Source organism: Streptomyces sp. NPDC055506, assembly GCF_053643595.1.
Genome location: NZ_JBSHKH010000028.1, coordinates 22,905 through 46,851, shown reverse-complemented (window position 1 = coordinate 46,851; position 23,947 = coordinate 22,905). Strand labels below are relative to the sequence as shown.

Annotated in this window: 21 protein-coding genes; 8 read left to right on the top strand and 13 right to left on the bottom strand. The window is 71.0% G+C overall.

From position 1 onward, the window contains the following. Positions 1-6: 6 nt before the first annotated feature. Both ACWIF2_RS13785 and rbsD read left to right on the top strand, forming a co-directional pair. The gene (locus ACWIF2_RS13785) at positions 7-909 is read left to right on the top strand and encodes a ribokinase (protein ID WP_454360439.1); all 903 of its coding nucleotides are present in this window, start codon (positions 7-9) and stop codon (positions 907-909) included. Continuing rightward, the gene (gene rbsD, locus ACWIF2_RS13780; protein ID WP_454360438.1) at positions 906-1,295 is read left to right on the top strand and encodes a D-ribose pyranase; all 390 of its coding nucleotides are present in this window, start codon (positions 906-908) and stop codon (positions 1,293-1,295) included. Before ACWIF2_RS13785 ends, rbsD begins: the two co-directional genes overlap by 4 nt. Before the next feature lie 208 nt (positions 1,296-1,503). On the opposite strand, the gene ACWIF2_RS13775 is transcribed toward rbsD, so the two are convergent. From ACWIF2_RS13775 to ACWIF2_RS13760, 4 genes are all read right to left on the bottom strand, one after another. Further along, complete coding sequence (locus tag ACWIF2_RS13775) at positions 1,504-2,007, bottom strand: GNAT family N-acetyltransferase (protein ID WP_454360437.1); 504 nt, start codon at positions 2,005-2,007, stop codon at positions 1,504-1,506. A gap of 1,212 nt (positions 2,008-3,219) precedes the next feature. Further along, positions 3,220-4,023 carry a sugar phosphate isomerase/epimerase family protein gene (locus ACWIF2_RS13770; RefSeq protein WP_454360436.1) on the bottom strand — a complete coding sequence of 268 codons (804 nt, stop codon included), beginning with the start codon at positions 4,021-4,023 and terminating at the stop codon, positions 3,220-3,222. 44 nt (positions 4,024-4,067) lie between these two features. Then, a complete protein-coding gene (locus tag ACWIF2_RS13765; protein WP_454360435.1) occupies positions 4,068-5,000 on the bottom strand; it encodes a bifunctional helix-turn-helix transcriptional regulator/GNAT family N-acetyltransferase in 933 nt (310 codons plus the stop codon). A 145-nt stretch (positions 5,001-5,145) separates the two neighbouring features. Beyond that, positions 5,146-5,724 carry a TetR/AcrR family transcriptional regulator gene (locus ACWIF2_RS13760; RefSeq protein WP_454360434.1) on the bottom strand — a complete coding sequence of 193 codons (579 nt, stop codon included), beginning with the start codon at positions 5,722-5,724 and terminating at the stop codon, positions 5,146-5,148. 69 nt (positions 5,725-5,793) lie between these two features. Between ACWIF2_RS13760 and ACWIF2_RS13755 the strand changes: the two genes are divergently transcribed. Further along, positions 5,794-6,387 (top strand): dihydrofolate reductase family protein, encoded by a 594-nt coding sequence (locus ACWIF2_RS13755; RefSeq protein ID WP_454360433.1) that lies wholly within the window; start codon positions 5,794-5,796, stop codon positions 6,385-6,387. Between the two features lie 98 nt (positions 6,388-6,485). Here the strand turns inward: ACWIF2_RS13755 and ACWIF2_RS13750 are convergent, their stop codons facing one another. Together ACWIF2_RS13750 and ACWIF2_RS13745 are read right to left on the bottom strand one after the other, a co-directional pair. Further along, complete coding sequence (locus tag ACWIF2_RS13750; protein ID WP_454360432.1) at positions 6,486-7,088, bottom strand: dihydrofolate reductase family protein; 603 nt, start codon at positions 7,086-7,088, stop codon at positions 6,486-6,488. A 771-nt stretch (positions 7,089-7,859) separates the two neighbouring features. Further along, positions 7,860-8,909, bottom strand: a complete 1,050-nt coding sequence (locus tag ACWIF2_RS13745; protein ID WP_454360431.1) for a LacI family DNA-binding transcriptional regulator — start codon at positions 8,907-8,909, stop codon at positions 7,860-7,862. Positions 8,910-9,200: 291 nt separating this feature from the next. Between ACWIF2_RS13745 and ACWIF2_RS13740 the strand changes: the two genes are divergently transcribed. The 5 genes from ACWIF2_RS13740 to ACWIF2_RS13720 all read left to right on the top strand — a co-directional run bounded on the left by ACWIF2_RS13740 (position 9,201) and on the right by ACWIF2_RS13720 (position 15,380). Continuing rightward, a complete protein-coding gene (locus ACWIF2_RS13740) occupies positions 9,201-10,352 on the top strand; it encodes a Gfo/Idh/MocA family protein (RefSeq protein ID WP_454360430.1) in 1,152 nt (383 codons plus the stop codon). Continuing rightward, a complete protein-coding gene (locus ACWIF2_RS13735; RefSeq protein ID WP_454360429.1) occupies positions 10,349-11,503 on the top strand; it encodes a dihydrodipicolinate synthase family protein in 1,155 nt (384 codons plus the stop codon). Before ACWIF2_RS13740 ends, ACWIF2_RS13735 begins: the two co-directional genes overlap by 4 nt. Then, positions 11,500-12,330, top strand: coding sequence for a sugar phosphate isomerase/epimerase family protein (locus tag ACWIF2_RS13730; RefSeq protein WP_454360428.1), 831 nt, complete (start codon positions 11,500-11,502; stop codon positions 12,328-12,330). Before ACWIF2_RS13735 ends, ACWIF2_RS13730 begins: the two co-directional genes overlap by 4 nt. A gap of 432 nt (positions 12,331-12,762) precedes the next feature. Further along, the gene (locus ACWIF2_RS13725) at positions 12,763-14,598 is read left to right on the top strand and encodes a glycoside hydrolase family 3 protein (RefSeq protein ID WP_454360426.1); all 1,836 of its coding nucleotides are present in this window, start codon (positions 12,763-12,765) and stop codon (positions 14,596-14,598) included. A 155-nt stretch (positions 14,599-14,753) separates the two neighbouring features. Next, positions 14,754-15,380: a hypothetical protein gene (locus ACWIF2_RS13720; protein WP_454360424.1), complete on the top strand. Its 627-nt coding sequence runs from the start codon at positions 14,754-14,756 to the stop codon at positions 15,378-15,380. A 26-nt stretch (positions 15,381-15,406) separates the two neighbouring features. Here ACWIF2_RS13720 and ACWIF2_RS13715 read toward each other — a convergent pair whose 3' ends face one another. The 7 genes from ACWIF2_RS13715 to ACWIF2_RS13685 form a co-directional block, all read right to left on the bottom strand. Beyond that, positions 15,407-16,834, bottom strand: coding sequence for a S28 family serine protease (locus ACWIF2_RS13715; RefSeq protein ID WP_454360422.1), 1,428 nt, complete (start codon positions 16,832-16,834; stop codon positions 15,407-15,409). Positions 16,835-16,932: 98 nt separating this feature from the next. Continuing rightward, positions 16,933-17,325, bottom strand: a complete 393-nt coding sequence (locus ACWIF2_RS13710) for a hypothetical protein (RefSeq protein ID WP_454360421.1) — start codon at positions 17,323-17,325, stop codon at positions 16,933-16,935. A gap of 110 nt (positions 17,326-17,435) precedes the next feature. Beyond that, positions 17,436-21,155 carry an ABC transporter ATP-binding protein gene (locus tag ACWIF2_RS13705; protein ID WP_454360419.1) on the bottom strand — a complete coding sequence of 1,240 codons (3,720 nt, stop codon included), beginning with the start codon at positions 21,153-21,155 and terminating at the stop codon, positions 17,436-17,438. Positions 21,156-21,289: 134 nt separating this feature from the next. Beyond that, entirely contained in the window at positions 21,290-22,279 is a 990-nt protein-coding gene (locus ACWIF2_RS13700; protein WP_454360417.1) for an esterase-like activity of phytase family protein, read from the bottom strand. Positions 22,280-22,350: 71 nt separating this feature from the next. Continuing rightward, complete coding sequence (locus ACWIF2_RS13695; RefSeq protein WP_454360415.1) at positions 22,351-23,202, bottom strand: serine hydrolase; 852 nt, start codon at positions 23,200-23,202, stop codon at positions 22,351-22,353. 63 nt (positions 23,203-23,265) lie between these two features. After that, positions 23,266-23,535 (bottom strand): hypothetical protein, encoded by a 270-nt coding sequence (locus ACWIF2_RS13690; protein ID WP_454360414.1) that lies wholly within the window; start codon positions 23,533-23,535, stop codon positions 23,266-23,268. Between the two features lie 23 nt (positions 23,536-23,558). Beyond that, a complete protein-coding gene (locus ACWIF2_RS13685; RefSeq protein WP_454360412.1) occupies positions 23,559-23,867 on the bottom strand; it encodes a hypothetical protein in 309 nt (102 codons plus the stop codon). Between the last annotated feature and the right edge of the window lie 80 nt (positions 23,868-23,947).

The following is a 23,947-nucleotide window of genomic DNA, read 5'->3' as shown; positions in this document are numbered from 1 at the left end:
CAACTCATGTACGACTACGACCTCCTGGTCGTGGGGTCGGCCAACGCCGACCTGGTGATCGGTGTCGAGCGCCGGCCCGGTGCCGGCGAGACCGTGCTCGGCTCCGATCTGGCCGTCCACCCGGGCGGCAAGGGCGCGAACCAGGCGGTCGCGGCCGCCCGGCTCGGGGCCCGTACGGCTCTGCTGGCCCGGGTCGGCGACGACGCGCACGGCCGGCTGCTGCTGGAGTCGCAGCGGGAGGCCGGTGTCGACACGGTGGGTGTCCTGGTGGGCGGCGCGCCGACCGGTGTCGCCCTGATCACCGTCGACCCGTCCGGGGACAACAGCATCGTGGTCTCGCCGGGCGCCAACGGCCGGCTGGCCCCGGAGGACGTGAGCGCCGCCGCGTGCCTCTTCCAGGGCTCCCGGGTGGTGTCGGCGCAGCTGGAGATCCCGCTGGAGACGGTGGTGGCGGTCGTACGGAACCTGGCTCCGGAGAGCCGTTTCGTACTGAACCCGTCGCCGCCGCGTCCCCTCCCGCCGGAGGTGCTGGCGGCCTGCGACCCGCTGATCGTCAACGAGCACGAGGCGAAGGTGATCCTGGGTTCGTCCGCCGTGGGGGACAGACCGGAGGACTGGGCCCGGATACTGCTCGCGAAGGGGCCGCGGTCGGTGGTGGTGACGCTCGGCGGGGAAGGTGCGCTGGTGGCGTCGTCGGAGGGTGTCTCCCGGGTCCCGTCCGTGAAGGTGAGCGCCGTGGACACGACCGGCGCGGGAGACGCGTTCACCGCGGCGCTGGCCTTCCGGCTGGGGGCGGGCGAGTCCCTCGCGGAGGCGGCGTCGTACGCGGCCCGGGTCGGGGCGGCGACCGTGACGAAGGAGGGCGCACAGGCGTCCTTCCCGACGGCGGCGGAGGTCGCTGAGCTGTGAAGAAGGCCGGAATACTGAACCGCCACCTCGCCGGTGCGCTGGCCGAACTGGGCCACGGGGACGGGGTGCTGGTGTGCGACGCGGGCATGCCCATTCCCGACGGCCCCCGGGTGGTGGACCTGGCCTTCCGGGCCGGGGTGCCGGCGTTCGCCGAGGTGCTGGAAGGGCTGCTGGCCGAGCTGGTGGTCGAGGGTGCGACGGCGGCGACGGAGGTGCGGGAGGCGAACCCGGAGGCTTCGGCGCTCCTGGATGGTTGCTTGCCGTCGCTGGACCTCGTCTCGCACGAGCGGCTCAAGGAGCTGTCGGCGGGTGCGCGGCTGATCGTCCGCACGGGCGAGGCACGGCCGTACGCGAATGTGCTGCTGAGGTGCGGCGTCTTCTTCTGAGGCGCCTTTGAACCGGTTCGGAGGCGCCTTGAACGGTTTCGAGGGGGCCCGGTCCGTCGACCGGGCCCCCTCGGCTTTTCCCCTCCCGTCAGGAACCCCGCGATCCCCCCAGATCTCCCCCCAGAAGTCCTGACACCATGTACGACTGCCAAGGGCCGCGAAGGGTTGCACGCGCGGGTAAGAATTTCTTGCCGGATTCTTGAGAAGATCACCGCGCCGGTCGGGTCAGCACGTGGGTGAGACTCCCGTCGTCCTCTTCGATGTCCCTGACGTGCGCGAATCCGATCCTGCCGAGGAGGTGCAGCGAGGCCGTGTTCCGTGCGTCCACGGTGGCGTGCACCTCGCTGAGCCCGAGCGTCCGGAACCCGTACCCCACGAGCGCCTCGGCCAGTTCCGTCCCGAGGCCGCCGCCCCAGGCCTCGGGAGCCAGCGCGTAGACGATCTCGTGGCCGTCCACCGCGTCGGTCCGCTTGATCTCCGCGTGCCCGATCAAAAGCCCGTCGTGCCGGACCGCCCACACGTCGAACAGGTCCTGGGCGTAGACCTTACTGAAGATCCGCCCGAACAGGGCCCGGTCGTCCGCCTCGGGCGAAGGACCGTCCCCCATCCACCGCGACACCCTCGGGTCCTGGAACAGCGCGACGAAGCGCTCTTCGTCCTCCGGGGTGTAGGGGTCCAGGAGGAGGCGGGGGGTGCGCAGTGTCGGGGGCATGGTGGTGGACGCTAGTCAGGCGAACGTGGGGCGGCAATCCGATTTGTGTGCGCGCTCGGGCTCGCGCCGCCGGCTCTCCCGACCTCGCCGGTCCGTCGCGCGTCCGGCCGACGGACTCCTACAGACCGTTACGTGCACGGAGTTGGCCATCGGATGTGCGCCGTGGGGCAGTTGAGCGACCGGAGCGGCCCGAAAAGGCACCGACCGTGGCGCCGAGTACGGATTTCTGCGCACACTCCGTCACCCCGGGCAGTGTGATTTGCGCGACGCCGACCATGGAGCCTGACACCCCGTCCCCTTTCGAACGCGACGAAAAGCAATGGCAGTTGCCTTGATCGCCACAAGTGTGGCAAGACGGCCACGCCATCACGTCACGCCGTGCCAGGGCGACTTGGCCCCGGTACCCCATAGGGGTGACTTGCGAGCACCGTGGTTGCCTGTGGTGCCCGGTACTGTATTGCGCTACCACCGCTCCCCGGAGGTCCGCGACACGTCGTGGGCGTTCCCGCGGGGTTCACGAACGTGGACCGGAAAGGGGGCGGCCCAATGGCTCCACAGCCTGAGGGGCACCAGAACACCAAGGCGGACCGTGTCTACAACAAGGCCCGCTGGCTCGGTCCGATCTTCGCGATCTACAAGATCGTCAGGGAGGCCCTGGGCCACTGAAGGAAGAACCCCGGCCTCGCGGCCGGGGTCCTGCCCGTTCTGGTGATGCCGGAGGGCCTCATCTCTGCAGCTTGGCAGCGACCGGAGATGGGGCTCTCTTCAGTTGCCCGCGCGTCGAGCGCGCGTTCACCAAGATCCGCCCCGTATGTATTGCTATGACGCGGCGACGCCCATCTTGCCTTGTGCGCAAGGTTGATGCGAGACCCGGAAACATGTTGAGACGGAAGCGGCCTCTCCCATTCCGGGGCGGAACTGAGCGTTCGGCCAGCTCAGAAAAATCGTGCGCATGTGAAAGTGTCGCAACTCACATACCTGCCGGTGATGCAACGCACACCGGTTCGCGCGCGTAGATGTCCTGATCGTCCCCATCTACCGACGCGTAACCGGTAGGTCCCATACGGGGCCGGGAATCGTACAGGATGACACTGACAATTGAGCCCGGCTGTTGACTCCGCGTATGCACGTGCATTGCGACATGACCGTAGGTTGACTCGTGTGAGCTGGCGGGGGCGGACGGCCCGCCGCCCGCCGAAGCGGGCTCGGTCGTCACGCGGAGTCGTTCAGCAGCCTGTTCAGATGCTCACGCCCGGCGCCCAGCAGGTCCGGCAGCGGCTGGGCCGTCTCGTACCAGCGCTTCTCGTACTCCCAGCACAGCCAGCCGTCCCAGTTGTGGCGGGAGAGGACCTCGACGCACTCCGCCAGGGGCAGGACGCCCGCGCCGAGGGGTAGCGGCGTGGTGTCCTCGGCGGAGGCGATGTCCTTGACCTGGACGTAGCCGAGGTGGGGGGAGAGCGCCGCGTAGGTCTCCGAGGGCTGTTCGCCGCCCAGCCAGGTGTGCATGACGTCCCAGAGGGCGCCGACCTGACGGTGGCCGACGAGGCCGAGGACGCGCATCGCGTCGGCGGCGGTGCGGTGCGAGTCGTGGGTTTCCAGGAGGATGCGTACGCCCAGGTCGTTCGCGTACTCGGCGGCCGTGCCCAGGCGCCGGGCGGCCGTCGCGTCGGCCTCCTCGGAGGTCTGGACGTCCAGGTCGCCGCCGGGGAAGACGCGGACGTAGGGGGCGCCGAGGTCGCGGGCCAGGTCGAGGAGGGAGCGGATCTCGGCCAGGACGGGTTCGTCGTCGCCCGGCGCGGCGACGCGCGCGTAGCCCGCCAGGCCCAGGATCTCTACGCCCGACCCCTTGAACGCGGCCGCCACCTCGGCCCGCTGAGACGGGTCGAGGCCGGTGTGGACCGGTTCCTCCGGGTGGGTGCGCAGCTCCACGCCGTGGTAGCCGTGCGCGGTCGCGAGCCGCAGGACGTCGGGCAGGGGCATGCCGGGGACACCGAGGGTGGAGAACGCCAGCTTCATGTGGACGGACCCTACCCGGCACCACCGCCCGCGACTCCCCTTCATCACTCGGGCGTTGCGGAAAGATCCAATCGCCAGTCCTGGCCGTTCAGGTCCTGGCCGAAGGAGTGGTGCGGCTTCTCCGCGACCAGCTCGAAGCCGTGGCGCTGGTAGATGCGGCGGGCCGCGCCGAGGATGTCGTTGGTCCACAGGACCACCTCGCGGTAGCCGGCCTCGCGGGCGAAGTCGACGAGGGCACCCACCAGCCGGTCGCCGATGCCCAGGCCGCGCGCGTCGGGCTCGACGAGCAACAGCCGGAGCCGGGCGGCGCCGGGCGCGTCGTCCCGTACGCACATCACGCACCCCACCCGACGGCCGTCCAGCTCGGCGATCCAGGTGCGGTCCAGACGCGGGTCGTGGTCCTCGCCGTAATCGGCGACGATACGGGCGACGAGACCCTCGTACTCGAGGTTGAAGCCGTACTCGGCGGCGTACAGCGCGGCATTGCGCTCCACGATCCAGCCGAGGTCGCCGGGGGCGGGCTCGCGCAGGACGACGTCCTCGGGGCGTGGCGCCCGGCCGTCGCCGAGAAGCTCCCGGACAGTCCGCAGGGCCTCCGCCAGCCGGGGCCGGTCCTCGGCCCGCACCGTGTCCAGCATCGCCCCGACCGTCTCCCGGGCCCGCTCGTCGAGCAGCGCGGCGGCCTCCCGGCCGGGCGCGGTGAGGGTGATGCGGCGGCGGCGCGGATCCGTCTCGGACGGGCCGCGCTCGACCAGTCCGTCCTGCTCGAACTTGTTCAGGATGCGGGTCAGGTACCCGGCGTCCAGATGCAGCTGGGTCCGCAGGTCGGCGGCGTCCGTGCGCGGTGCGTGGGCGAGCTCGTAGAGCACGCGGGACTCGGTGAGGGTGTAGGGGGCGTACATGTGGCGGCCGTAGTCGAGCGCGCCGATCACGTTCGTGTAGAAGCGGTTGAAGGAGCGGATGTCCTGGACGGTCATGGGTCCGGCCCTCGTATCGATAGTTGACTCAGTCAGAGATCCGATGGGTCGAGCTTAGATCGTCCAGGACATCCGGGCCAGGCCGTTTCTTTCGGATCGGCGGACAGCATTCGGAACGGCGGACGGCATTCTGGGGCCGGGCCAGCTATTCCGTCACCACGATGCGCTCCACGGCGGCCGTCACCAGTCGCTCCCGCTCCGCCTCCGTGAAGACGTCCGGCAGGGTGAGCTGCTCAACGATCAGCCAGTTCAGCGTCAGCATGAGCAGCTTGACCGCCGTGGCGTCGCCGGGGAGGCCGGAGGCCTCGTGATAGGCGACGTTGGCGTCGACGTCGGCCCGGACGCGTTCGGTGAGGACCCTGCGCAGTTCGGGGCGGCGGGTGGCTTCGAGGCGGAGTTCCAGCAGCGCGAGGTAGCCGGTGCGGAAGGAGGCGACGCGGCCGACGAGTTCGCGCATCAGCTCCGCATAGGTTTCCCGGTCGCGGCCGGCCGCCCGCTGGCGGGCGATCGTGGCCTCGTCGGGCTGGAGTCGCTCGTAGACCCGGGCGCCGGCCTGAGTGAACAGGTCGTCGCGGCTGGCGAAGTAGTTGGACGCCGTACCGGTAGGAACGGCCGCCTCGGCATCCACCGCGCGGAACGTCATGCCGCGTGCGCCTTCCCGGGCCAGCACCTCGATCGCCGCGTCGACGAGGGCCGCACGCCGCTGGTCGTTCCGCCTCACCATTGACACCACTCCATGTGTAGTACTACGTTCAAACCACTTCAAGTAGAGTACTACGTGTGGGGGATCGCTATGCGAAAGCTCGTGTACTACATCGGCGTCTCGCTCGACGGCCGCATCGCCGGCCCCGGCGGCGAGTTCGACTTCTTTCCGCAGGGCGACGAGCAGCAGGCCGCCGCCTACTCGACCTGGATGAACTCGCTGTACCCGGAGACCGTCCCGACCGCTTACCGCGCGGCCGTCGGTGTCGCCGACGCGCCCAACCGGCGTTTCGACACCGTCGTCATGGGCCTCGGCGCCTACCGTCCCGCCCTCGACAACGGGATCACCAGCCCGTACGCGCACCTGCGCCAGTACGTGGTGTCCAGCACCCTCAAGCCGGACACCGACCCGGCCGTCACCGTCGTGCCGGGCGACCCGCTCGCCCTCGTCCGCGAGCTCAAGGGCGAGACGGGCACCGGCCTGGACATCTGGCTCTGCGGGGGCGGCCGGCTCGCGGGCACCCTGCTGCCCGAGCTGGACGAGTTGCTGATCAAGACGTATCCGGTCGTCGCCGGTACCGGAATCTCGGTATTCGACGGTGCCTTCGACCCCACGGTCTTCGACGTCGCCGAGCGCACCGCCTTCCCCAACGGGGCCACCTTCACCCGCCTCACCCGCCGCTAGGCGGTTTCGAATCGGCGGCACCTTGCCGGCGTCTGCGGCGGGGTTTGAACGGCAGGCCTTAGGGATCGCGGGGGCAGGCGGGACTTTGCGGGCACGACCTAGCCTTCCGTCGGGGCCGCCGGCCGGTACACGCACACCTGGGCGCCGGTCTTGGCGGTGGTCGTGGAGACCAGCTCCATGGGGTGCTTCGACCCGTCGGCGGGGAAGATCGTCTTGCCGCCGCCGAGGATCACCGGCATGACGATGAGCTGGAGCTCGTCGACCAGGCCTTCGGACAGCAGCGTCCGCACGAGCGTCGGGCTGCCCATCATCGCGAGGTCGCCGCCCTCGGACTCGCGCAGCTCCCGGATCCTGGCCACGGCCTGGTCGCCGGGGATGAGGGAGGTGTTGTTCCAGGTGAGGTCGGCCTCGGCGAGCGTGCTGGAGACGACGTACTTCTTCAGGGAGTTCATTCGGTCGGCGAAGGGGTCCCCGGCCCGCTCGGGCCAGGCCCCCGCCATCGTCTGCCACGTCCGCCGCCCGAACAGCAGCGCCTCGGCTCTGCCCAGCCCCGCGTCGAAGGCGCCGCCCAGCACCTCCTCGTCGAAGTACGGGTGCGACCAGCCGCCGTGCGCGAAGCCCCCGTCGGTGTCCTCCTGCGGCCCGCCCGGCGCCTGTACGACGCCGTCCAGGCTGATGAACTCGGTGATCACGATGCGCATGGGACTCACTCCGCTTTCTCTCGGGAGAGGAGGGCTTTTGATGACGGCACTGCAGACCGGCGTACGACGCGAAACTCATCGCCGCCGGGCATCCGTGTACGTCACGCTCGCGGCGAACTCCTCCGCCGGACACGCGCGGGGGCATTTGCGTCCGGGTCATGGTGACCTCGAAGACGACGGCCGTGTACGACGAACACGCCGATTGGTACAACGAGTTCATGTCCCGGGTGGACGGCGGGACTACATCCGCCGCGTCCATGCCACCCTCGGTGACCTGCTGGGCCGCGGCGACGGAAGCACCTGCCTCGACGTGTGCTGCGGCACGGGCGCCCACGCGCCGACCGTGGCCGCCCTCGGCTGGAGCCCCGTCGGTGTCGGCCTCTCCCAGCTGGGCCACGCCGCCCAGCGCCTGCCCTTGGCCAACGGCTCGGTGCCCGCCGCGGTATGCGTCCTGGCCGGCACGGACGTGCCCGACTACGCCGCCGTGCTCCGTGAGATCGCCCGCGTACTGGGTCCCCGGCGGCCGCTTCGTCCATCTGGGAGTGCACCCGTGCTTCGTCGGCGCCTTCACCCGACCGCAGGGACGCGTCCAGGACCGTCATCGACGCCGGTTACGCCGACCGGTCCCATCTCAGCCCGTCCGGCGCGCACACGATCGACGCCGATCAGCCACACCCCAGCCCGTCCGGCGATTGAGGACGAGGCCGTTCAGGCCGAAGCGGGGGCCTGGGGCGGCAGCCCCCAGCAGGCCCGGGCGGCTACGACCCAGGGCTAGGAAACCCGGGGCACCCCGGAGGACCCCCGCACCATCAACTCCCCCCGCACCGAGGCGATCCCCCCGGGCGGCGCCTCCTCCCGCTGCATCGCGATCCGCCCGGCCCGCGCCCCGGCCTCGCCCAGCGGCAACCGCACCGTCGTCAGCGAAGGCACCGCGTCGATGCTGAACGGCAGATCGTCGAACCCGGCCACCGACACGTCCTCCGGGATCCGCAGCCCGGAGTCGCGCAGCGCCGCGCACGCCCCCAGCGCGACGGAGTCGTTCGCGGCGACGACCGCCGTCAGCGACGGGTCACGCCGCAGCAGCTCCAGCGTCGCCTCGTAGCCGGACCTGCGGTCGTAGCGCCCGTGCACCGTCCACCGGGGGTCCTCCTCGATGCCGTGCGCGGCCAGCGCGGCCCGGTGGCCCTCCAGCCGGTGCCGGGTCGTGGTCCGCTCCTCCGGGCCCGCGATGTAGCCGAGCCGCCGGTGCCCGAGTCCGATCAGGTGCTCGGTCAGTTTCTGCCCGCCCCCGCGGTTGTCGAAGGTCAGCGCGATCGCCCCGGTCTCCGGTGCCGGCGGCCGCCCGCACAGTACGACCCGTGTCCCGGCCTCCGTGAGCTTGCGCACCTTCGCGTCCATCGCCGCCTTGTGCGCCGCGTCCTCGATCGCCCCGCCGGTCAGCACCACGGCCGCCGCACGCTGCCGCTGCAACAGCGTGAGGTACGTCAGCTCCCGCTCCGGGGAGCCGCCCGTGTTGCAGACCACCGCGAGTCTCTCTCCGCCCGCACGGCCGCCCGGGCCGCCGATCTCGGCCTGGATCGCGCTCGCCATGATCCCGAAGAAGGGGTCGGCGATGTCGTTCACCAGGATCCCGACCAGGTCGGAGGTGGCGGCGGCCAGGGAGCTGGCGGGCCCGTTGAGCACATAGTCCAGCTCGTCCACGGCCTTCAGCACCCGCTCGCGGGTGGAGGCGGCAACGGGGTAGTTCCCGTTCAGCACGCGCGACACCGTCGCGGGCGAGACCTGCGCGCGGGCCGCCACGTCCGCCAGGGTCACCGTCATCTCGTCGTCCTCCGGTCGCGCATCTCGTCGTCGCCCTCGTACACACCCGGAGCCATGACAACGGTTCCGAGCAGGTCGGCAGCCCTGGCCTCACGAAATCCGTGGCCAAGGTTTCCGAGCAGACTTTAAGCCCCCCACCCCCTGTTGTTCGCCCCCTCGAACAACTCGTCCTGGTCACGGTCTTGTCCGGACCACCGTTCAGAGGCTAGCTTCTTCGTATGTAGAAAGCGCTTGCTGCAACGCTCACCAGTGGGCGTACGCGGCGCGACGACCGCGTACGAAGGGAACGACGTGACACGCAAGACGGTGCGTATCGCCATGAACGGCGTGACCGGGCGCATGGGCTACCGCCAGCACCTGGTCCGCTCCATCCTCGCCCTGCGCGAGCAGGGCGGCCTCGACCTCGGCGACGGCACCGTGCTGTGGCCCGAGCCGATCCTGGTCGGCCGCCGTGAGCACGCGCTCAGGGCACTGGCCGAGCGGCACGGGCTGGAGCACGTCTCGACCGACCTGGACGCGGTCCTCGCCGACGAGACCGTGGACATCTACTTCGACTCCCAGGTCACCTCCGCCCGCGAGGAAGCCCTGAAGAAGGCCATCGCGGCCGGCAAGCACATCTACACCGAGAAGCCCACCGCCACCGGTCTCGCGGGCGCCCTGAACCTGGCCCGGCTGGCGGACGAGGCCGGCATCAAGCACGGCGTCGTCCAGGACAAGCTGTTCCTCCCCGGCCTGCTGAAGCTGAAGCGCCTCATCGACGGCGGCTTCTTCGGCCGGATCCTGTCCGTGCGCGGCGAGTTCGGCTACTGGGTCTTCGAGGGCGACTGGCAGGACGCCCAGCGCCCGTCCTGGAACTACCGTGCCGAGGACGGCGGCGGCATCGTCGTCGACATGTTCCCGCACTGGGAGTACGTGCTCCACGAGCTGTTCGGCCGTGTGAAGTCCGTCCAGGCCCTCACCGCCACCCACATCCCGCAGCGCTGGGACGAGAACGGCAAGCCGTACGACGCCACCGCCGACGACGCCGCCTACGGCGTCTTCGAGCTGGAGGGCGGCGCGATCGCCCAGATCAACTCCTCCTGGGCCGTCCGCGTCAACCGCGACGAGCTGGTGGAGTTCCAGGTGGACGGCACGGAGGGCTCGGCGGTGGCGGGCTTGCGCAACTGCCGCGTCCAGCACCGCTCGGCCACCCCCAAGCCGGTCTGGAACCCGGACATCCCCGCCACCGAGGTCTTCCGCGACCAGTGGCAGGAGGTCCCGGACAACGCCGAGTTCGACAACGGCTTCAAGGCCCAGTGGGAGCTGTTCCTCAAGCACGTCTACGCCGACGCGCCCTACCACTGGGACCTGCTGGCCGGTGCCCGCGGTGTCCAGCTCGCCGAGCTGGGTCTCGCCTCCTCGGCCGAGGGCCGTCGTATCGACGTACCGGAGATCTCCCTGTGACCATCCAGCTCCCGGACGCGAGCGGGTCCCTGAGGGCGTACGAGCCCCGCCAGGAGCCGCTCGCCCTCACCACCGGTTCCCCGCTCACCTCCCGCACGGTCTTCTCGGCGGCGCATGTCGTCGCCGACCCGTTCGCGGACGTGTCCCCCGACTCGCCCGCCGCCGTCGACTGGGACGCCACCCTCGCCTTCCGCCGCCATCTGTGGTCGCACGGGCTGGGTGTCGCCGAGGCCATGGACACCGCGCAGCGCGGCATGGGCCTGGACTGGGCGGGCGCGGCGGAGCTGATCCGCCGGTCGGCCGCCGAGGCCAAGTCGGTCGGCGGTCGTATCGCCTGCGGCGTGGGCACCGACCAGCTCACCGGCCCGGCGTCCCTCGCCGAGGTCCGCGCGGCCTACGAGGAGCAGCTCGCGGTCGTCGAGGAATCCGGCGCCCAGGCCATCCTGATGGCGTCCCGGGCGCTCGCCGCGGCCGCCTCCGGCCCCGAGGACTACCTGGAGGTCTACGGCCGGCTGCTCCGCCAGTCCGCCGAACCGGTCGTCCTGCACTGGCTCGGCCCGATGTTCGACCCGGCGCTGGAGGGCTACTGGGGGTCGTCCGACCTGGACGCGGCGACGGACACCTTCCTGGAGGTGATCTCGGCCCATCCCGACAAGGTCGACGGCATCAAGGTCTCGCTGCTGGACGCCCGGCGCGAGGTGGACCTGCGCCGCCGGCTCCCCGACGGGGTCCGCTGCTACACCGGCGACGACTTCAACTACCCCGAGCTGATCGCGGGCGACGAGCGGGGCTTCAGCCACGCCCTGCTCGGCATCTTCGACCCGCTGGGCCCGCTGGCCGCCGAGGCGGTCAGGGTGCTGGACACCGGGGACGTCGCGGGCTTCCGCGCGCTCCTCGACCCGACGGTCGAGCTCTCCCGCCACCTCTTCCAGACGCCGACCCGCTTCTACAAGACGGGCGTGGTGTTCCTGGCCTGGCTGGCCGGCCACCAGTCCCACTTCACGATGGTCGGCGGCCTGCAGTCGGCCCGCTCGCTCCCGCATTTCGCGAAGGCGTACGAACTCGCCGACGGCCTCGGTCTGTTCCCCGACCCGAAGCTGGCGCAGGAGCGGATGAAGAACCTGCTGTCCCTGTACGGGGTGAACCAGTGACCGAGCTCGCGCGTTTCTCCATCAACCAGATGACGGTGAAGCAGCTGTCGATGCCGGAACTGGTCGAGGCCTGCCGTGAGCTGGGCGTCGTCAACGTCGGCCTGTGGCGTGAGCCGGTCCAGTCGTACGGCCTGGAGGCCACGGCCAAGCTGGTCCGTGACGCGGGCCTGACGGTGACGACGCTGTGCCGGGGCGGCTTCTTCACGGCGATCGACCCGCGGGAGCGGGCCGAGGCCCTGGCCGACAACCGCCGCGCGATCGACGAGGCGGCGGCGCTGAGCACGGACACGCTGGTCCTGGTCTCGGGCGGGCTCCCAGCCGGCTCGAAGGATCTGCACGGGGCGCGGGAGCGGATCGCGGACGCGCTGGCGGAACTGGGGCCGTACGCCGAGGAGCACGGTGTCCGCCTCGCCATCGAGCCGCTCCACCCGATGTACGCCTCCGACCGCTGCGTGGTGTCGACGCTGGCCCAGGCCCTGGACCTGGCCGAACGGTTCCCGGCCCGGCAGGTCGGGGTCACTGTCGACACGTACCACATCTGGTGGGACGACACGGCTCCGGCGCAGATCGCACGCGCGGGCGCGTCCGGCCGTATCCACACCTTCCAGCTCGCCGACTGGACGACCCCTCTTCCGGAGGGCGTGCTGACCGGCCGGGGCCAGATCGGCGACGGCGCGATCGACACGCGGGAGTGGCAGGGGTACGTGGAGGCGGCCGGGTACACCGGCGCCATCGAAGTGGAGCTGTTCAACGACGGCTTGTGGGCCCGGGACGGCCGCGAGGTGCTGGCCGAGACGGCGGCGAGGTTCGTCGAGCACACCCGGTGATCCGCTGCTGAACCGGGCTCGCTGCCCCGCCCCGCGGAACCGGGCGGGGCAGCTGCCGTAGCGGCGAGTGGCCGAAAGTGCCGGCTCACACGTCCCGTTGGACCACCGGTTCACCGCGAGTACCGACTTCCGGGAATACGGCCCGCGCCGGGAACCCGGCCCGGACTCCCGTCGTCCAATCGCAGGCCGCCGGAGAGTCACCACGGTGCGGTGTCGGCCCTCGCTGCTGGCTGCGATCGCTGACCTCCCTCTCCGCCGTACCGCGGCCGGCGGCCCCGCCGCCATCGGCGCGTCCCCCTCCAACCGCGCCGGTGGCGGCCCCTGTGCCGTTACCGCGCGTTCCCTTGACTGGCAGAAACTTCCCGGTTATTGGTGACCTCTTGGAAGTTTCCTTCAGCGGATCCGAGAGGATCACCTCCGGAAGGAGCGCACGTGCACGACACCGGCACGGGAAGCACGGGAAGCACCGCACAGCCCTCCAGACGCACCGTTCTCGCCGCCACGGCCGGCGTCACCGCCGCCCTCGCGGCCGCCGGGCCCTCGTACGCCGCCGGCGCGCCGGACGACACACGACTGCGCGCACTCGTCTCGCGGATGACGCTGGAGGAGAAGGTCGGCCAGCTCTTCGTGATGCGGGTCTACGGCCACTCCGCCACCGCCCCCGACCAGGCCGACATCGACGCCAACCTCAAGGAGATCGGGGTCCGTACGGCCGCCGAGCTCGTCGCGAAGTACCGGGTCGGCGGCATCATCTACTTCGCCTGGGCGCACAACACCCGCGAGCCGCACCAGATCGCCGACCTCTCCGACGGCATCCAGCGGGCCTCCCTGGGACTGCCCCGGGGACTGCCCGTGCTCATCTCCACCGACCAGGAGCACGGGATCGTGGCCCGGGTGGGGAAGCCCGCGACACTCTTCCCCGGGGCCATGGCCGTAGGGGCGGGCGGATCCCGGTCCGACGCCCGGGCGCTCGGCCGGATCGCGGGCGCCGAGCTGCGGGCGATGGGCATCCGGCAGGACTACTCCCCCGTGGCCGACGTGAACGTCAACCCGGCCAACCCGGTCATCGGCGTACGGTCCTTCGGTGCCGACCCGCGGGCCGTGGCCGGGCTGGTGGCCGCCGAGGTCGCCGGGTACCAGGGCTCCGGGGTCGCCGCGACCGCCAAGCACTTCCCGGGGCACGGGGACACCAACGTCGACAGCCACACCGGCTTCCCGACGATCACGCACAGCCGGGAGCTGTGGGAGAAGCTGGACGCACCGCCGTTCCGGGCGGCGATCGCCGCGGGCATCGACTCGATCATGACGGCCCATCTGATGGTCCCGGCCCTCGACGACTCCGGCGACCCGGCCACCCTCTCCCGCCCCATCCTCACCGGCATCCTGCGCGAACAGCTCGGCTACGACGGGGTCGTGGTCACCGACTCCCTCGGCATGGAGGGCGTACGGACCAAGTACGGCGACGCCCGGGTGCCGGTGCTCGCGCTGAAGGCGGGCGTGGACCAGCTGCTCAACCCGCCAAATCTGGACCTCGCCTGGAACGCGGTCCTGACGGCTGTGCGTGAGGGCGAGTTGACGGAGGCCCGGCTCGATGAATCGATCCTGCGAGTGCTGCGGCTGAAGTCCAAGCTGGGGCTTTTCCGGTCGCCCTACGTCGGGCAGGGCGGCGTCGACCGGACCGTCGGCATCCGCACTCACCTCAAAGCCGCCGACCGGATCGCCGAGCGGACGACCACCCTGCTCGTCAACGAGGGCCGGCTGCTGCCGCTGTCCCGGCGCCGCCATCCCAAGGTGCTCGTGGTGGGAGCCGATCCGGCCTCGCCGTCCGGGACGACCGGGCCGCCCACGGGTGTGCTCGCGGGCGCGCTGTCGGAACTGGGCTTCACCGCCACCGCGCTGTCAACCGGTACCGCCCCCTCCGCGGCCACCATCGCGAAGGCGGTCGCGGCGGCGCGGGACGCGGACGCGGTGGTGGCCGCCACGTACAACGTCACGGCGGGCAGCAGCCAGAAGACCCTGGTCGAGCAGCTCCTGGCGACCGGGAGGCCGGTCGTGGCGGTCGCCGTCCGCAATCCCTACGACGTGGCCCAGCTGCCGTCCGTCCCGGCCTGCCTGGCCGCCTACTCCTGGACGGACGTCGAACTGCGGGCCGCCGCACGGGTGATCGCGGGCCGGGTGAAGCCACGCGGGAAGCTGCCGGTCGCCGTACAGCGGGCGGATGATCCAGAACAGGTGCTGTACCCGATCGGCCACGGTCTGTCGTACTAGCCGTACGCCACGGACCGGGCGCACCACCCCCAACGTGCGCAAACCGCCCCATGTGCCTGGCGTGCGCCCGCGATCGCGGGTCACGCTGGGTCAGGGCCCCCAGGGCCCGAGCACTCAGGGGGACGGCAATGCGCAAGGCGGGTTCGGTGGGGGGGATGTGCGGGCTGCTTCTGCTGGTCGCGCTGCTGGTCGGGTGTCAGAGTCCGTCGGCGGGGGTGGCGGAGGACGGCCGGCTGGGCGAGCCGGCCACGGGGACGAGCGTCGCGGTCTCGCCGTCGGCGACCCGGCCGTCGGGGTACGGGGCGGTGTTCCTCGCGGTCGACGAGTGCAGTTCGTTCGGTACGACGAGCTTCACCGAGGTGCCGTGCGCCGGTGAGCGGGCGGCGGCGCGGGTCGTGGCGCGGCACGACGGCGCGGTGCGTGACGGGCCGCGCTGCCCGCGGACCACGGACTTCGTGCTGCACATCAGCGAGCAGCGGCCCGCGTCCGACGAGGACGGCGACGGGGCGGTGCCACGGGGCTACGCCTGTATGCGCAACCTCCAGCCGCCGCACCCCGGCGACCCGGGCGGCGGGGGCGGGCCGCGCACCATCGTCGGCGACTGCGTCTACAGCTCCGGCGACGGGCAGGTCCGCGAGACCGCGTGCGACGGGACGGGCGAGCGGCAGCCGGAGTACCGGGTGACCCGGGCGGTCGCCGGGCGGGAAGACTGCCCCGGCTCGACCGCCCTGTACGTGCGGCTCGGCGGCGACCGGCCGGTGGGGTGCGCCCGGCCGCTGTGAGCAGCCGGGCGCGACAGCGCCATGCGCTACGGGCGCAGCGTCATCTCACGCTGCGTGTCCCGCTTGTCGAGCTTGGCATCGAACTTCGCCAGCGGCTTCGCCGCCTGCGGGTCGGCCTGCACCGCGCCGGAGGCGACACCTGCCCACTCGAGAATGCGGGCCGTGGCCAGGGCCTTCTGCTCGGGCACGAGGCCCGCGACGTTGGCCCCGTGGTTCATGCCGGGGGCGGTGAAGACGTAGGAGTCCTTGGCGCCCTTGCCGAGGCGGAACGGCTCCGCGCTCCACGGGTCGTTCTGTCCGTTCACGAACAGCATCTGCCGGGCGTTGTGCCGGACCCAGGTGTCGACGTCCCGCATCGCCCCCGGCTGGAACTTCATGGGGATGTCCCGCGGGACGAAGTTGCGCGGCGGCTGGTAGCCGTAGCGGATGTACTGCTTCTCGATGTGCGGGAAGCCGATCGTCGGCGCGCCCAGCTGCGTGCCGGCCTGGTAGTAGTACGGCGTGTAGGCCGACAGGCCCTGGTCGGCGTAGGCGGAGAAGCCGGCGATGGTGTCGACGGAGGTCCAGATGTCGTCGTCGCTGGCGTTCCTGGCGTCGGCCGGGATCTGGTCGCAGTCCTTCAGCAGGCTGTACTGCCAGAAGCCCCACACGTAGTCGAGGACGGTGGCCTCGTAGGCCTTGTCGAGGCTGCCGATGGTCTCGAAGGTGAGGCCGTTCTCCTTCGCGTAGGCCGCGTACTTCTTCTCCAGCGGCTCGCGGCGGACCAGCGCCTCGCGCTGCACGGCGTTCAGCCGGTCGCGGCACTCCTTGGTGCCGACGCGGGCGAAGAAGCGGTCGTAGGCCGAGTCCTCCTTGTTCACCACGTCGTTGGGGGCGACGTAGGCGACGACGCCGTCCATGTCGCGCGGGTAGAAGCGCTCGTAGTAGGTGGCGGTCATGCCGCCCTTCGAACCGCCCGTGGAGAGCCAGTTCTTGCCGTAGACGCTCTTCAGGGCCTTGAAGACGCGGTGCTGGTCGCTGGCCGCCTGCCAGATGTCCAGCTTGGACCAGTCGGCCGGGTCGGGGCGGGACGGGGTGAAGAAGCGGTACTCCAGGGAGACCTGGTTGCCGTCCACGATCTGGGTCGGCTCGCTGCGGCGGGGCGTGGTGGAGACGTTGTAGCCGCTGGTGAAGAACACCGTCGGGCGCGAGACGTCCTTGTGCAGCACGGTGATGCGCTGCTGGAACGTGCCCTTGGACGGCTTCCGGTGGTCGACCGGCTGGGTGTAGTTCAGTACGAAGAAGCGGTAGCCGGTGTACGGCTTCTCCTCCACCAGGCTCATGCCCGGTACGGAGAGCAGCCTCTCCTTGATGTCGGTGGTGCCGGCGGCGTCGGCGGCGGTGGCCGCTCCCGCCGTGCCCAGTGTGCCTATGAGCACCGTGAGCGCCAGCAGCCATCTGAGCGCCTTGCGCATGCGCACTCCCCTGTGAGACAGATGTGCGCCGGAAGCTAGCGGACCAACTCACCGGAGCACCAGGGGACATAGGGAAAACCCTGTGCGCGGGCGGGGATTCAGCAGAGGATCCAGCCGGTGCTGACGGACTTGGGGCCGACCCTGCCCTTGAGCCAGACGCAGCGGCGCCCGGCGTGCACGGTGACCGGGCCGGCGAGGTAGGCGTACTTGCCCTCGTCGACGACCGGCCGGTTGCCGCGCGCCTGCACGCTCACCTTCATCGCGCGCCTCACGCCGGGCTTCTTGGTCACGGTCACGGCGCAGACGTAGCCGCCGCGTTTGTAGACGTAGACGGTGCCGGTGGCGAACGGCAGGGTGCGGACCTTGCGGCCGGGGCAGGACGCGCTGGTGGCGGCCTGTGCCTCGCCCGGTGCCGCCACGGCGAGCAAGCCGGAGGCGGTCAGCACGGCCAGGCCGAGCGCGAACCGCCGGCGTATCGCTCCACTGTCCACTGTTGTCCTCCCGTACCGCGTCGTGCGCGACCATCGGCGTACGGCTGTACGGACGCATGACGTATGTCGGACGGTTGCACGACCGTCACGGACACACCGCGCCGACCCCGTCAGCGGGACACCCCGACCGGCTCCTCCGGCTCGGCGCTGCCGATGAACGTCCGCCACAGCTCGGCGTAGCGGCCGCCGCGCGCGAGAAGCTCGTCGTGGGTGCCGTCCTCGGCGACCCCGCCGTCGTCCATGACGACGACCCGGTCGGCGCGGGCGGCGGTGGTGAGGCGGTGGGCGACGACGAGGGTGGTGCGGCGGCCTGCCAGACGGTCGGTGGCCTGGTTGACCTGGGCCTCCGTGGCCAGGTCCAGCGCGGCCGTCGCCTCGTCGAGCAGCAGGACGTCCGGGTCGACCAGCTCGGCCCGGGCCAGGGCGATCAGCTGGCGCTGTCCGGCGGACAGGTTGCGGCCGCGCTCGGCGACCTCGTGGAGGTAGCCGCCGTCCAGCGTGGCGATCATGTCGTGCGCGCCGACCGCGCGGGCCGCCGCCTCGACCTCGGCGTCGGTCGCGTCCGGGCGGCCGTAGGCGATGGCGTCGCGGACGGTCCCCTGGAAGAGGTACGCCTCCTGCGGGACGACTCCCAGACGGTGCCGGTACGAGGTGAGGTCCAGGGAGCGCAGATCGGTGCCGTCGACGGTGACCCGGCCGCCGGTGGGGTCGTAGAAGCGGGCCACGAGCTTGACGAGGGTGGACTTCCCGGCGCCGGTCTCGCCGACGAAGGCGACGGTCTGCCCGGCGGGGATACGCAGGTCGACCCCGCCGAGCGCCTCCTCGTCGTCGCCGTAGGCGAAGTGCACGCCCTCGAAGGCGATCTCGCCGCGCAGGGAGAGGACCTCCAGGGGTTCGTCGGCGGACTTCGTCGACGTCGGCTCCCGGAGCAGCTCCTGGATGCGGCCCAGCGAGACGGTCGCCTGCTGGTAGCCGTCGAAGACCTGGGAGAGCTGCTGCACGGGCGCGAAGAACAGGTCGATGTAGAGCAGGTACGCCACCAGCGAGCCGATCGCCAGCGTGCCGTCGTCGACCCGGGCGCCGCCCACGATCAGCACGGCCGCCGCCGCCACCGACGACAGGAACTGCACGAAGGGGAAGTACACCGAGATCAGCCACTGGCCCCGGATGCGCGCCTTGCGGTAGCTGTCGCTGCGCCCGGCGAACCGCAGCCCGCCGTCCCGCTCGCGCCGGAACGCCTGCACGATCCGCAGCCCGGACACCGACTCCTGCAGGTCGGCGTTGACCACCGACACCCGCTCACGGGCCAGTTCGTACGCCTTCACGCTCGCCCGGCGGAAGAAGAACGTGGCGATGATCAGCGGCAACAGCGTCGCGAAGACGACCAGCGCGAGCTGTACGTCGATCACCAGCAGGGCGACCATGATGCCGAAGAAGGTGACGACCGAGACAAAGGCCGTGACCAGGCCCGTCTGGAGGAACGTCGACAGCGCGTCGACGTCGGTCGTCATCCGGGTCATGATCCGGCCGGTCAGCTCCCGCTCGTAGTAGTCGAGCCCGAGGCGCTGGAGCTGGGCGAAGATCTTCAGCCGGAGGGAGTACAGGACCCGCTCCCCCGTCCGGCCGGTCATCCGGGTCTCGCCGATCTGGGCCGCCCACTGCACGACCACCGTGAGCAGCCCGAGCAGGGAGGCCGCCCAGACGGCGCCGAGGGCGGCCTGTGTGACGCCGGAGTCGATGCCGTGCCGGATCAGCACGGGCAGCAGCAGGCCCATGCCGGCGTCGGTGGCGACCAGGGCGAGGCTGACCAGCAGCGGCAGCCCGAAGCCGCGCAGCAGCCGGCGCAGGCCGTAGGACTCCTCGGGCTGGACGGCCCGCGACTCGTCGATGTCGGGGACGTCGGTGGCCGGGGGCAGCGCCTCGACCTGGGCGAGGAGCTCGGGGGTGGCGGGGCTCTCGGCGAGGGCCAGGTCCTTGCGCTCGCGGTCGCCGGTCCACAGCCGTGGGGTGACGCCGCGCTCGGCGTCGAACTCCGCGTCCAGCTCGTCCCGGACGGAGGTGTCCTCCTCGGGACAGACGGGCTGGGTGTGGCCCGGGGAGACCGCGCCCAGCTCGTCGGGGTCGGTGAGCAGCCGCCGGTAGAGGGCGGAGCGCCGCTGGAGCTCCTCGTGGGTGCCGATGTCGGCGAGTCGGCCGCCGTCCAGGACGGCGATGCGGTCGGCGAGGTTCAGGGTGGAGCGGCGGTGCGCGATCAGCAGGGTCGTACGGCCCCGCATGACGCCCTTCAGGGCCTCGTGGATCTCGTGCTCGACCCGGGCGTCCACGGCGGAGGTGGCGTCGTCCAGGACCAGCAGACGCGGGTCGCTGAGGATGGCGCGGGCGAGGGCGACGCGCTGGCGCTGGCCGCCGGAGAGAGTGAGGCCGTGCTCGCCGACGGTGGTGTCGTAGCCGTCCGGGAGTTCGCTGATGAAACGGTCCGCCTGGGCGGCTCGGGCGGCCTTCTCGATCTCCTCCTGGGTGGCGTCCGGGCGTCCGTAGGCGATGTTGTTGCGGACGGTGTCGGAGAAGAGGAACGAGTCCTCCGGGACCAGCCCGATCGCGGACCTGAGCGACTCCAGGGTCAGCTCGCGGACATCGTGGCCGCCGACGAGGACGGCACCGCGGGTGACGTCGTAGAAGCGCGGCAGAAGGAGGGAGACAGTGGACTTGCCGGAGCCTGAGGAGCCTACGACGGCGAGGGTCTCGCCGGGGCGGATCTCGAAGGACAGCCCGTCGAGGACGGGGCGGTCGGCTTCGTAGCCGAAGGAGACGTCGTCGAACTCGACCGTCGCGGGCGCGTCGGCGGGGAGGTCCTTGGAGCCGTCCTGGAGCGAGGGCTCGGTGTCGATCAGCTCCAGGACCCGTTCGGTACCGGCGCGGGCCTGCTGGCCGACGGTGAGGACCATGGCGAGCATCCGGACCGGGCCGACCAGCTGGGCGAGGTACGTCGAGAAGGCGACGAACGTGCCGAGCGTGATGTGCCCGCGTACCGCCAGCCAGCCGCCGAGGGCCAGCATCGCGACCTGGCCGAGGGCGGGGACGGCCTGGAGGGCCGGGGTGTAGACCGAGTTCAGGCGGACCGTGCGCAGCCGCCCGGCGAAGAGCCTGCGGCCGACCTCCCTCAGCTTCCCGGTCTCCTGCTCCTCCTGCCCGAAGCCCTTCACCACGCGTACGCCGCTGACGGCGCCGTCGACCACGCCCGCCACGGCGGCGGCCTGGGCCTGCGCGTACCAGGTGGAGGGGTGCAGCCGGGTGCGGCTGCGCTTGGCGATGTACGCGAGCGCGGGGGCGACGGCCAGGGCGACGAGGGTGAGCGGCCAGGACAGCCAGGCCATGATCACCAGGGAGATCAGGAAGAGCAGGACGTTCCCGATGGTCATCGGGAGCATGAAGAGCAGGCCCTGGATCAGCTGGAGGTCGCTGGTGGCCCGGCCGACGACCTGGCCGGTGGACAGCTCGTCCTGGCGGCGGCCGTCGAGCCGGGTGATCGTGCCGTACATCCCCGTGCGCAGGTCGTGCTGGACGTCCAGGGCGAGGCGGCCGCCGTAGTAGCGGCGGATGTAGGTGAGGACGTAGACGACCAGGGCGGCGGCGATGAGGAGGCCGGCCCAGGTGGTCATGTCCCTGGTGTGGTCGGTGATGACGTCGTCGATGATCACCTTGGTGATCAGGGGGACGAGAGCCATGACGGCCATGCCCGCCAGGGAGGAGCCGAGGGCGAGTACGACGTCCTTCGGGTGGCGCCATGCGTAGGCCCACAGTCGTCGTGCCCATCCCCGTTTCGGTGTCACACCGGTGCCTTCCAGTCGTCCTGAGCTGCCGGAAGACACCAACGCGGTTGGGGGCGGATTTCATCCCGCCGTGGGGGATCGGTTGTTCTTCGGGTGCGGGTGGATGGGGGCTGGTCGCGCAGTTCCCCGCGCCCCTAAGCGGATGCCCGTACGCGCAAGTAGTAGAAACGGGTCGTTTGAGCTGGGTTTTCGTTGTCGTCGCTGGCCAGGAGGACCTTCAGGGTGTTCTTCGTCCGGCCCGTGATCGTCATTGCCTCGATGTTGTCGAGGAGGGGGTTCGGCTGGGGTTGCTTGGCCGTGGCGCCCAGGGGCGGGCAGGTGGCCAGGTCGGTGAGCAGGGTCTTCTTCATGGCGTGGCGGGGGTCGGCCAGGTTGAGGCGGACCGTGTTGCCGACGCCGGAGGTGAAGCCGCGTTCCAGGACCAGGAGGCGGCCGTCGGGGGTCGCCTGGATCTCGGAGACGCCGAGGCCGGGGTCCGTGCGGTAGGCGTACTGGCGCCCGAGCCGGAAGTGACCCCGGTGACGGTCCCAGGTCTGGAAGCGGACGGTGTCGGCGCTGTCGCCGGAGAGGGGGTACTCCATGGACGCGACCAGGGTCCGACCGCCGGGCAGCAGGGTCAGGCCCTCGAAGGTGCCGTTGGGCTGCGCACGGCCCGCGGGCGTCACTCGCAGGTCGTCCGGGACCGGGAGGCGGTCGAGGATCGTGCCGGTGCGGGAGTAGCGGCGGACGGAGGGCTCGGTCTCCGAGGTGACCAGGCGGGTGCCGTCCCGGTCGACGACCAGGCCCTCGGAGTCGAGCGCGGTTCCGGTCTCGTCGGTGAGCGGGAGGACGGAGCGGGGCTTCAGTGTCCTCGCGTCCAGGCGGAACAGCGACGAGCGGTCGGACAGGGCGGCCAGTGAACCGTCGCTGTCGACGGCGAGCGCGGAGAAGTTGCCGACGAAGGTGTCCTCGTACGTCGTCTTGTCGAGCGCGTCGGAGAAGCGGTCGATGGAGACGGACGGCGAGCAGGCGTGCGACGTATGTGAGGTGCGTGAGGCGTGTGCCTGGGCGGGGCCGGCGGCGGCCAGGCAGGTGGCCGCCGTCAGGCATGCGGTGAGAAGGGCGAGGCGGGTTCTCAGAGGCATGGGCGTCACCGTAGGACGGGCCGGTGACGCCGGGTAGGCCGCGGGGTGAAGGGTCGGATCGTGGTGAAAGGTCAGCTCGCCGCCAGGTCCTTGTGGATGACCTTGGCCACGGCCTGGATGGTGGCGATGCCGTAGTTCATGGTGCTGTTGCCGTGGGTGAGCACGGTCATCACATAGTCGTGGCCGCCGCCCTTGAACGCGCCGACGCTGTGCACCCGCCAGCCGTTCGTGGAGCGTTGCAGCCAGCCGTTCTTGACGGCCACGGTGACGCCCGAGGGCACCCCGTACGGCGTACCCCAGCGCTGGGACGAGACGACCTGGCCCATCAACTTCAGGATGTAGGAACGGGAGTTGTCGCTCAGTACCGCGTTCTTGGCGGTGAGAAGCTTCAGCAGCTTCTGCTCGTCGGTGACGGTGATCTGGGTCAGGCCCCAGTAGCCGTTCGCGCCGGGCTTGGTCTGGGTCATGCCGGCGGCGCTGAGGAAGCCCTTGATCTTCGTCATGCCGAGCTGCTTCCACAGAGTGGAGGTCGCGGCGTTGTCCGACTTGGTGATCATGGCCTTGGCGAGGGTGTTCTCGCGGTCGGTGAGATACCGGTTCGTCTTCTTCGCGTCCCAGAGCAGGGTGGCGAGAACTGTCACCTTGACGACGCTGGCCGAGTCGTAGGCGGAACTCGCGCGCAGCGTGCAGGTCGTGTTGGTGCTGCGGTCGTAGAGGCCGACGGCGACGGTGCCCTTGCGGCCGACGAGCGCGGCGGTGATGTCCTTTTTCAGCTTGGCGGCGAGACCGGCCTTGGCCGAGGTGCAGGTCACGGTCGGTGTGGCAGCGGCGGCGGGCGTGGCGGTGGCGACGAGCGGCACGAGCACACCCGTACCCACGGCCGCCGCCAGCACTCGCGCGCGGCGGGATATCCCAGAAGTCATGCACCCTTGACTCGCGGACCGGGGGAAAGGGTTGTAGGCCTTGGTGAAGGCTTGTACGAGTCGTTATCGGGAGGCGGGAAGTCTGGCGCCCCTGCTCTCCGCGATGCGGTGCACGTCGCGCAGCGCCTCGGTCATCCGGGCCACCAGGAAACGGAGCTGCGCGGTGGTGACCTTGTGGTCGGCGAGCATGTCGGTGGCGTGGTCCAGGAGCCGGGCGGCCATATCCAGTTGCACGGACTCGATGTCGTCGGCCACGCGGGAGAGGTATCCGGTTCCGTCGCCGACGAGGTAGCAGGACTTGCCTCCCTGACCTGACCAGGGGAGCAGCCTCATGGGTTCGGCCTGACCGCCGCCGGTCACGCGGCCGCCTCGACGCCGTGGATGACCCGCGGGGCGATGTCGATGCCGTGCACGGCGATCCGCAGGGCGCGTCGTCGGGCCTGCCGCCGCCGGGCTTCCTCGCGGCGCTCATGGGCGACCAGATAGGGGCGGACCAAGGCGTTGTCCTCACCACGCAGCGGGCGGGAGCCGGCGTGACGGTCTGTGCGCCCTGTCGGGGGTGAGGGGGTAGGAAGTTGGTTTCCCACCTCAAGGCGATGGCGGCCCAGGCCGGGCAGCAGGAACCGCAGCAGCGGCTCGACGAGACGGGCGATACGGTGACTCATGTCTTCAACTCCGTAGGGTCGTTGATGGCCACGCCCCCGGATCGGTCGCACGGTCGCGGGGGTATCGCTTTGTGTAGCGA

Excerpts from the sequence above, each read along its gene's own strand:
- ACWIF2_RS13755 (WP_454360433.1), top strand. The coding sequence starts at position 5,794 with ATGCGAAAGCTCGTGTACTACATCGGCGTCTCGCTCGACGGCCGCATC.
- ACWIF2_RS13715 (WP_454360422.1), bottom strand. The coding sequence starts at position 16,834 with ATGCGCAAGGCGCTCAGATGGCTGCTGGCGCTCACGGTGCTCATAGGC.
- ACWIF2_RS13685 (WP_454360412.1), bottom strand. The coding sequence starts at position 23,867 with ATGAGTCACCGTATCGCCCGTCTCGTCGAGCCGCTGCTGCGGTTCCTG.
- ACWIF2_RS13775 (WP_454360437.1), bottom strand. The coding sequence starts at position 2,007 with ATGCCCCCGACACTGCGCACCCCCCGCCTCCTCCTGGACCCCTACACC.
- ACWIF2_RS13720 (WP_454360424.1), top strand. The coding sequence starts at position 14,754 with ATGTGCGGGCTGCTTCTGCTGGTCGCGCTGCTGGTCGGGTGTCAGAGT.
- ACWIF2_RS13765 (WP_454360435.1), bottom strand. The coding sequence starts at position 5,000 with ATGACCGTCCAGGACATCCGCTCCTTCAACCGCTTCTACACGAACGTG.
- ACWIF2_RS13785 (WP_454360439.1), top strand. The coding sequence starts at position 7 with ATGTACGACTACGACCTCCTGGTCGTGGGGTCGGCCAACGCCGACCTG.
- ACWIF2_RS13695 (WP_454360415.1), bottom strand. The coding sequence starts at position 23,202 with ATGACTTCTGGGATATCCCGCCGCGCGCGAGTGCTGGCGGCGGCCGTG.
- ACWIF2_RS13760 (WP_454360434.1), bottom strand. The coding sequence starts at position 5,724 with ATGGTGAGGCGGAACGACCAGCGGCGTGCGGCCCTCGTCGACGCGGCG.
- ACWIF2_RS13700 (WP_454360417.1), bottom strand. The coding sequence starts at position 22,279 with ATGCCTCTGAGAACCCGCCTCGCCCTTCTCACCGCATGCCTGACGGCG.
- ACWIF2_RS13690 (WP_454360414.1), bottom strand. The coding sequence starts at position 23,535 with ATGAGGCTGCTCCCCTGGTCAGGTCAGGGAGGCAAGTCCTGCTACCTC.
- ACWIF2_RS13745 (WP_454360431.1), bottom strand. The coding sequence starts at position 8,909 with ATGACGGTGACCCTGGCGGACGTGGCGGCCCGCGCGCAGGTCTCGCCC.
- ACWIF2_RS13750 (WP_454360432.1), bottom strand. The coding sequence starts at position 7,088 with ATGCGCATCGTGATCACCGAGTTCATCAGCCTGGACGGCGTCGTACAG.
- ACWIF2_RS13770 (WP_454360436.1), bottom strand. The coding sequence starts at position 4,023 with ATGAAGCTGGCGTTCTCCACCCTCGGTGTCCCCGGCATGCCCCTGCCC.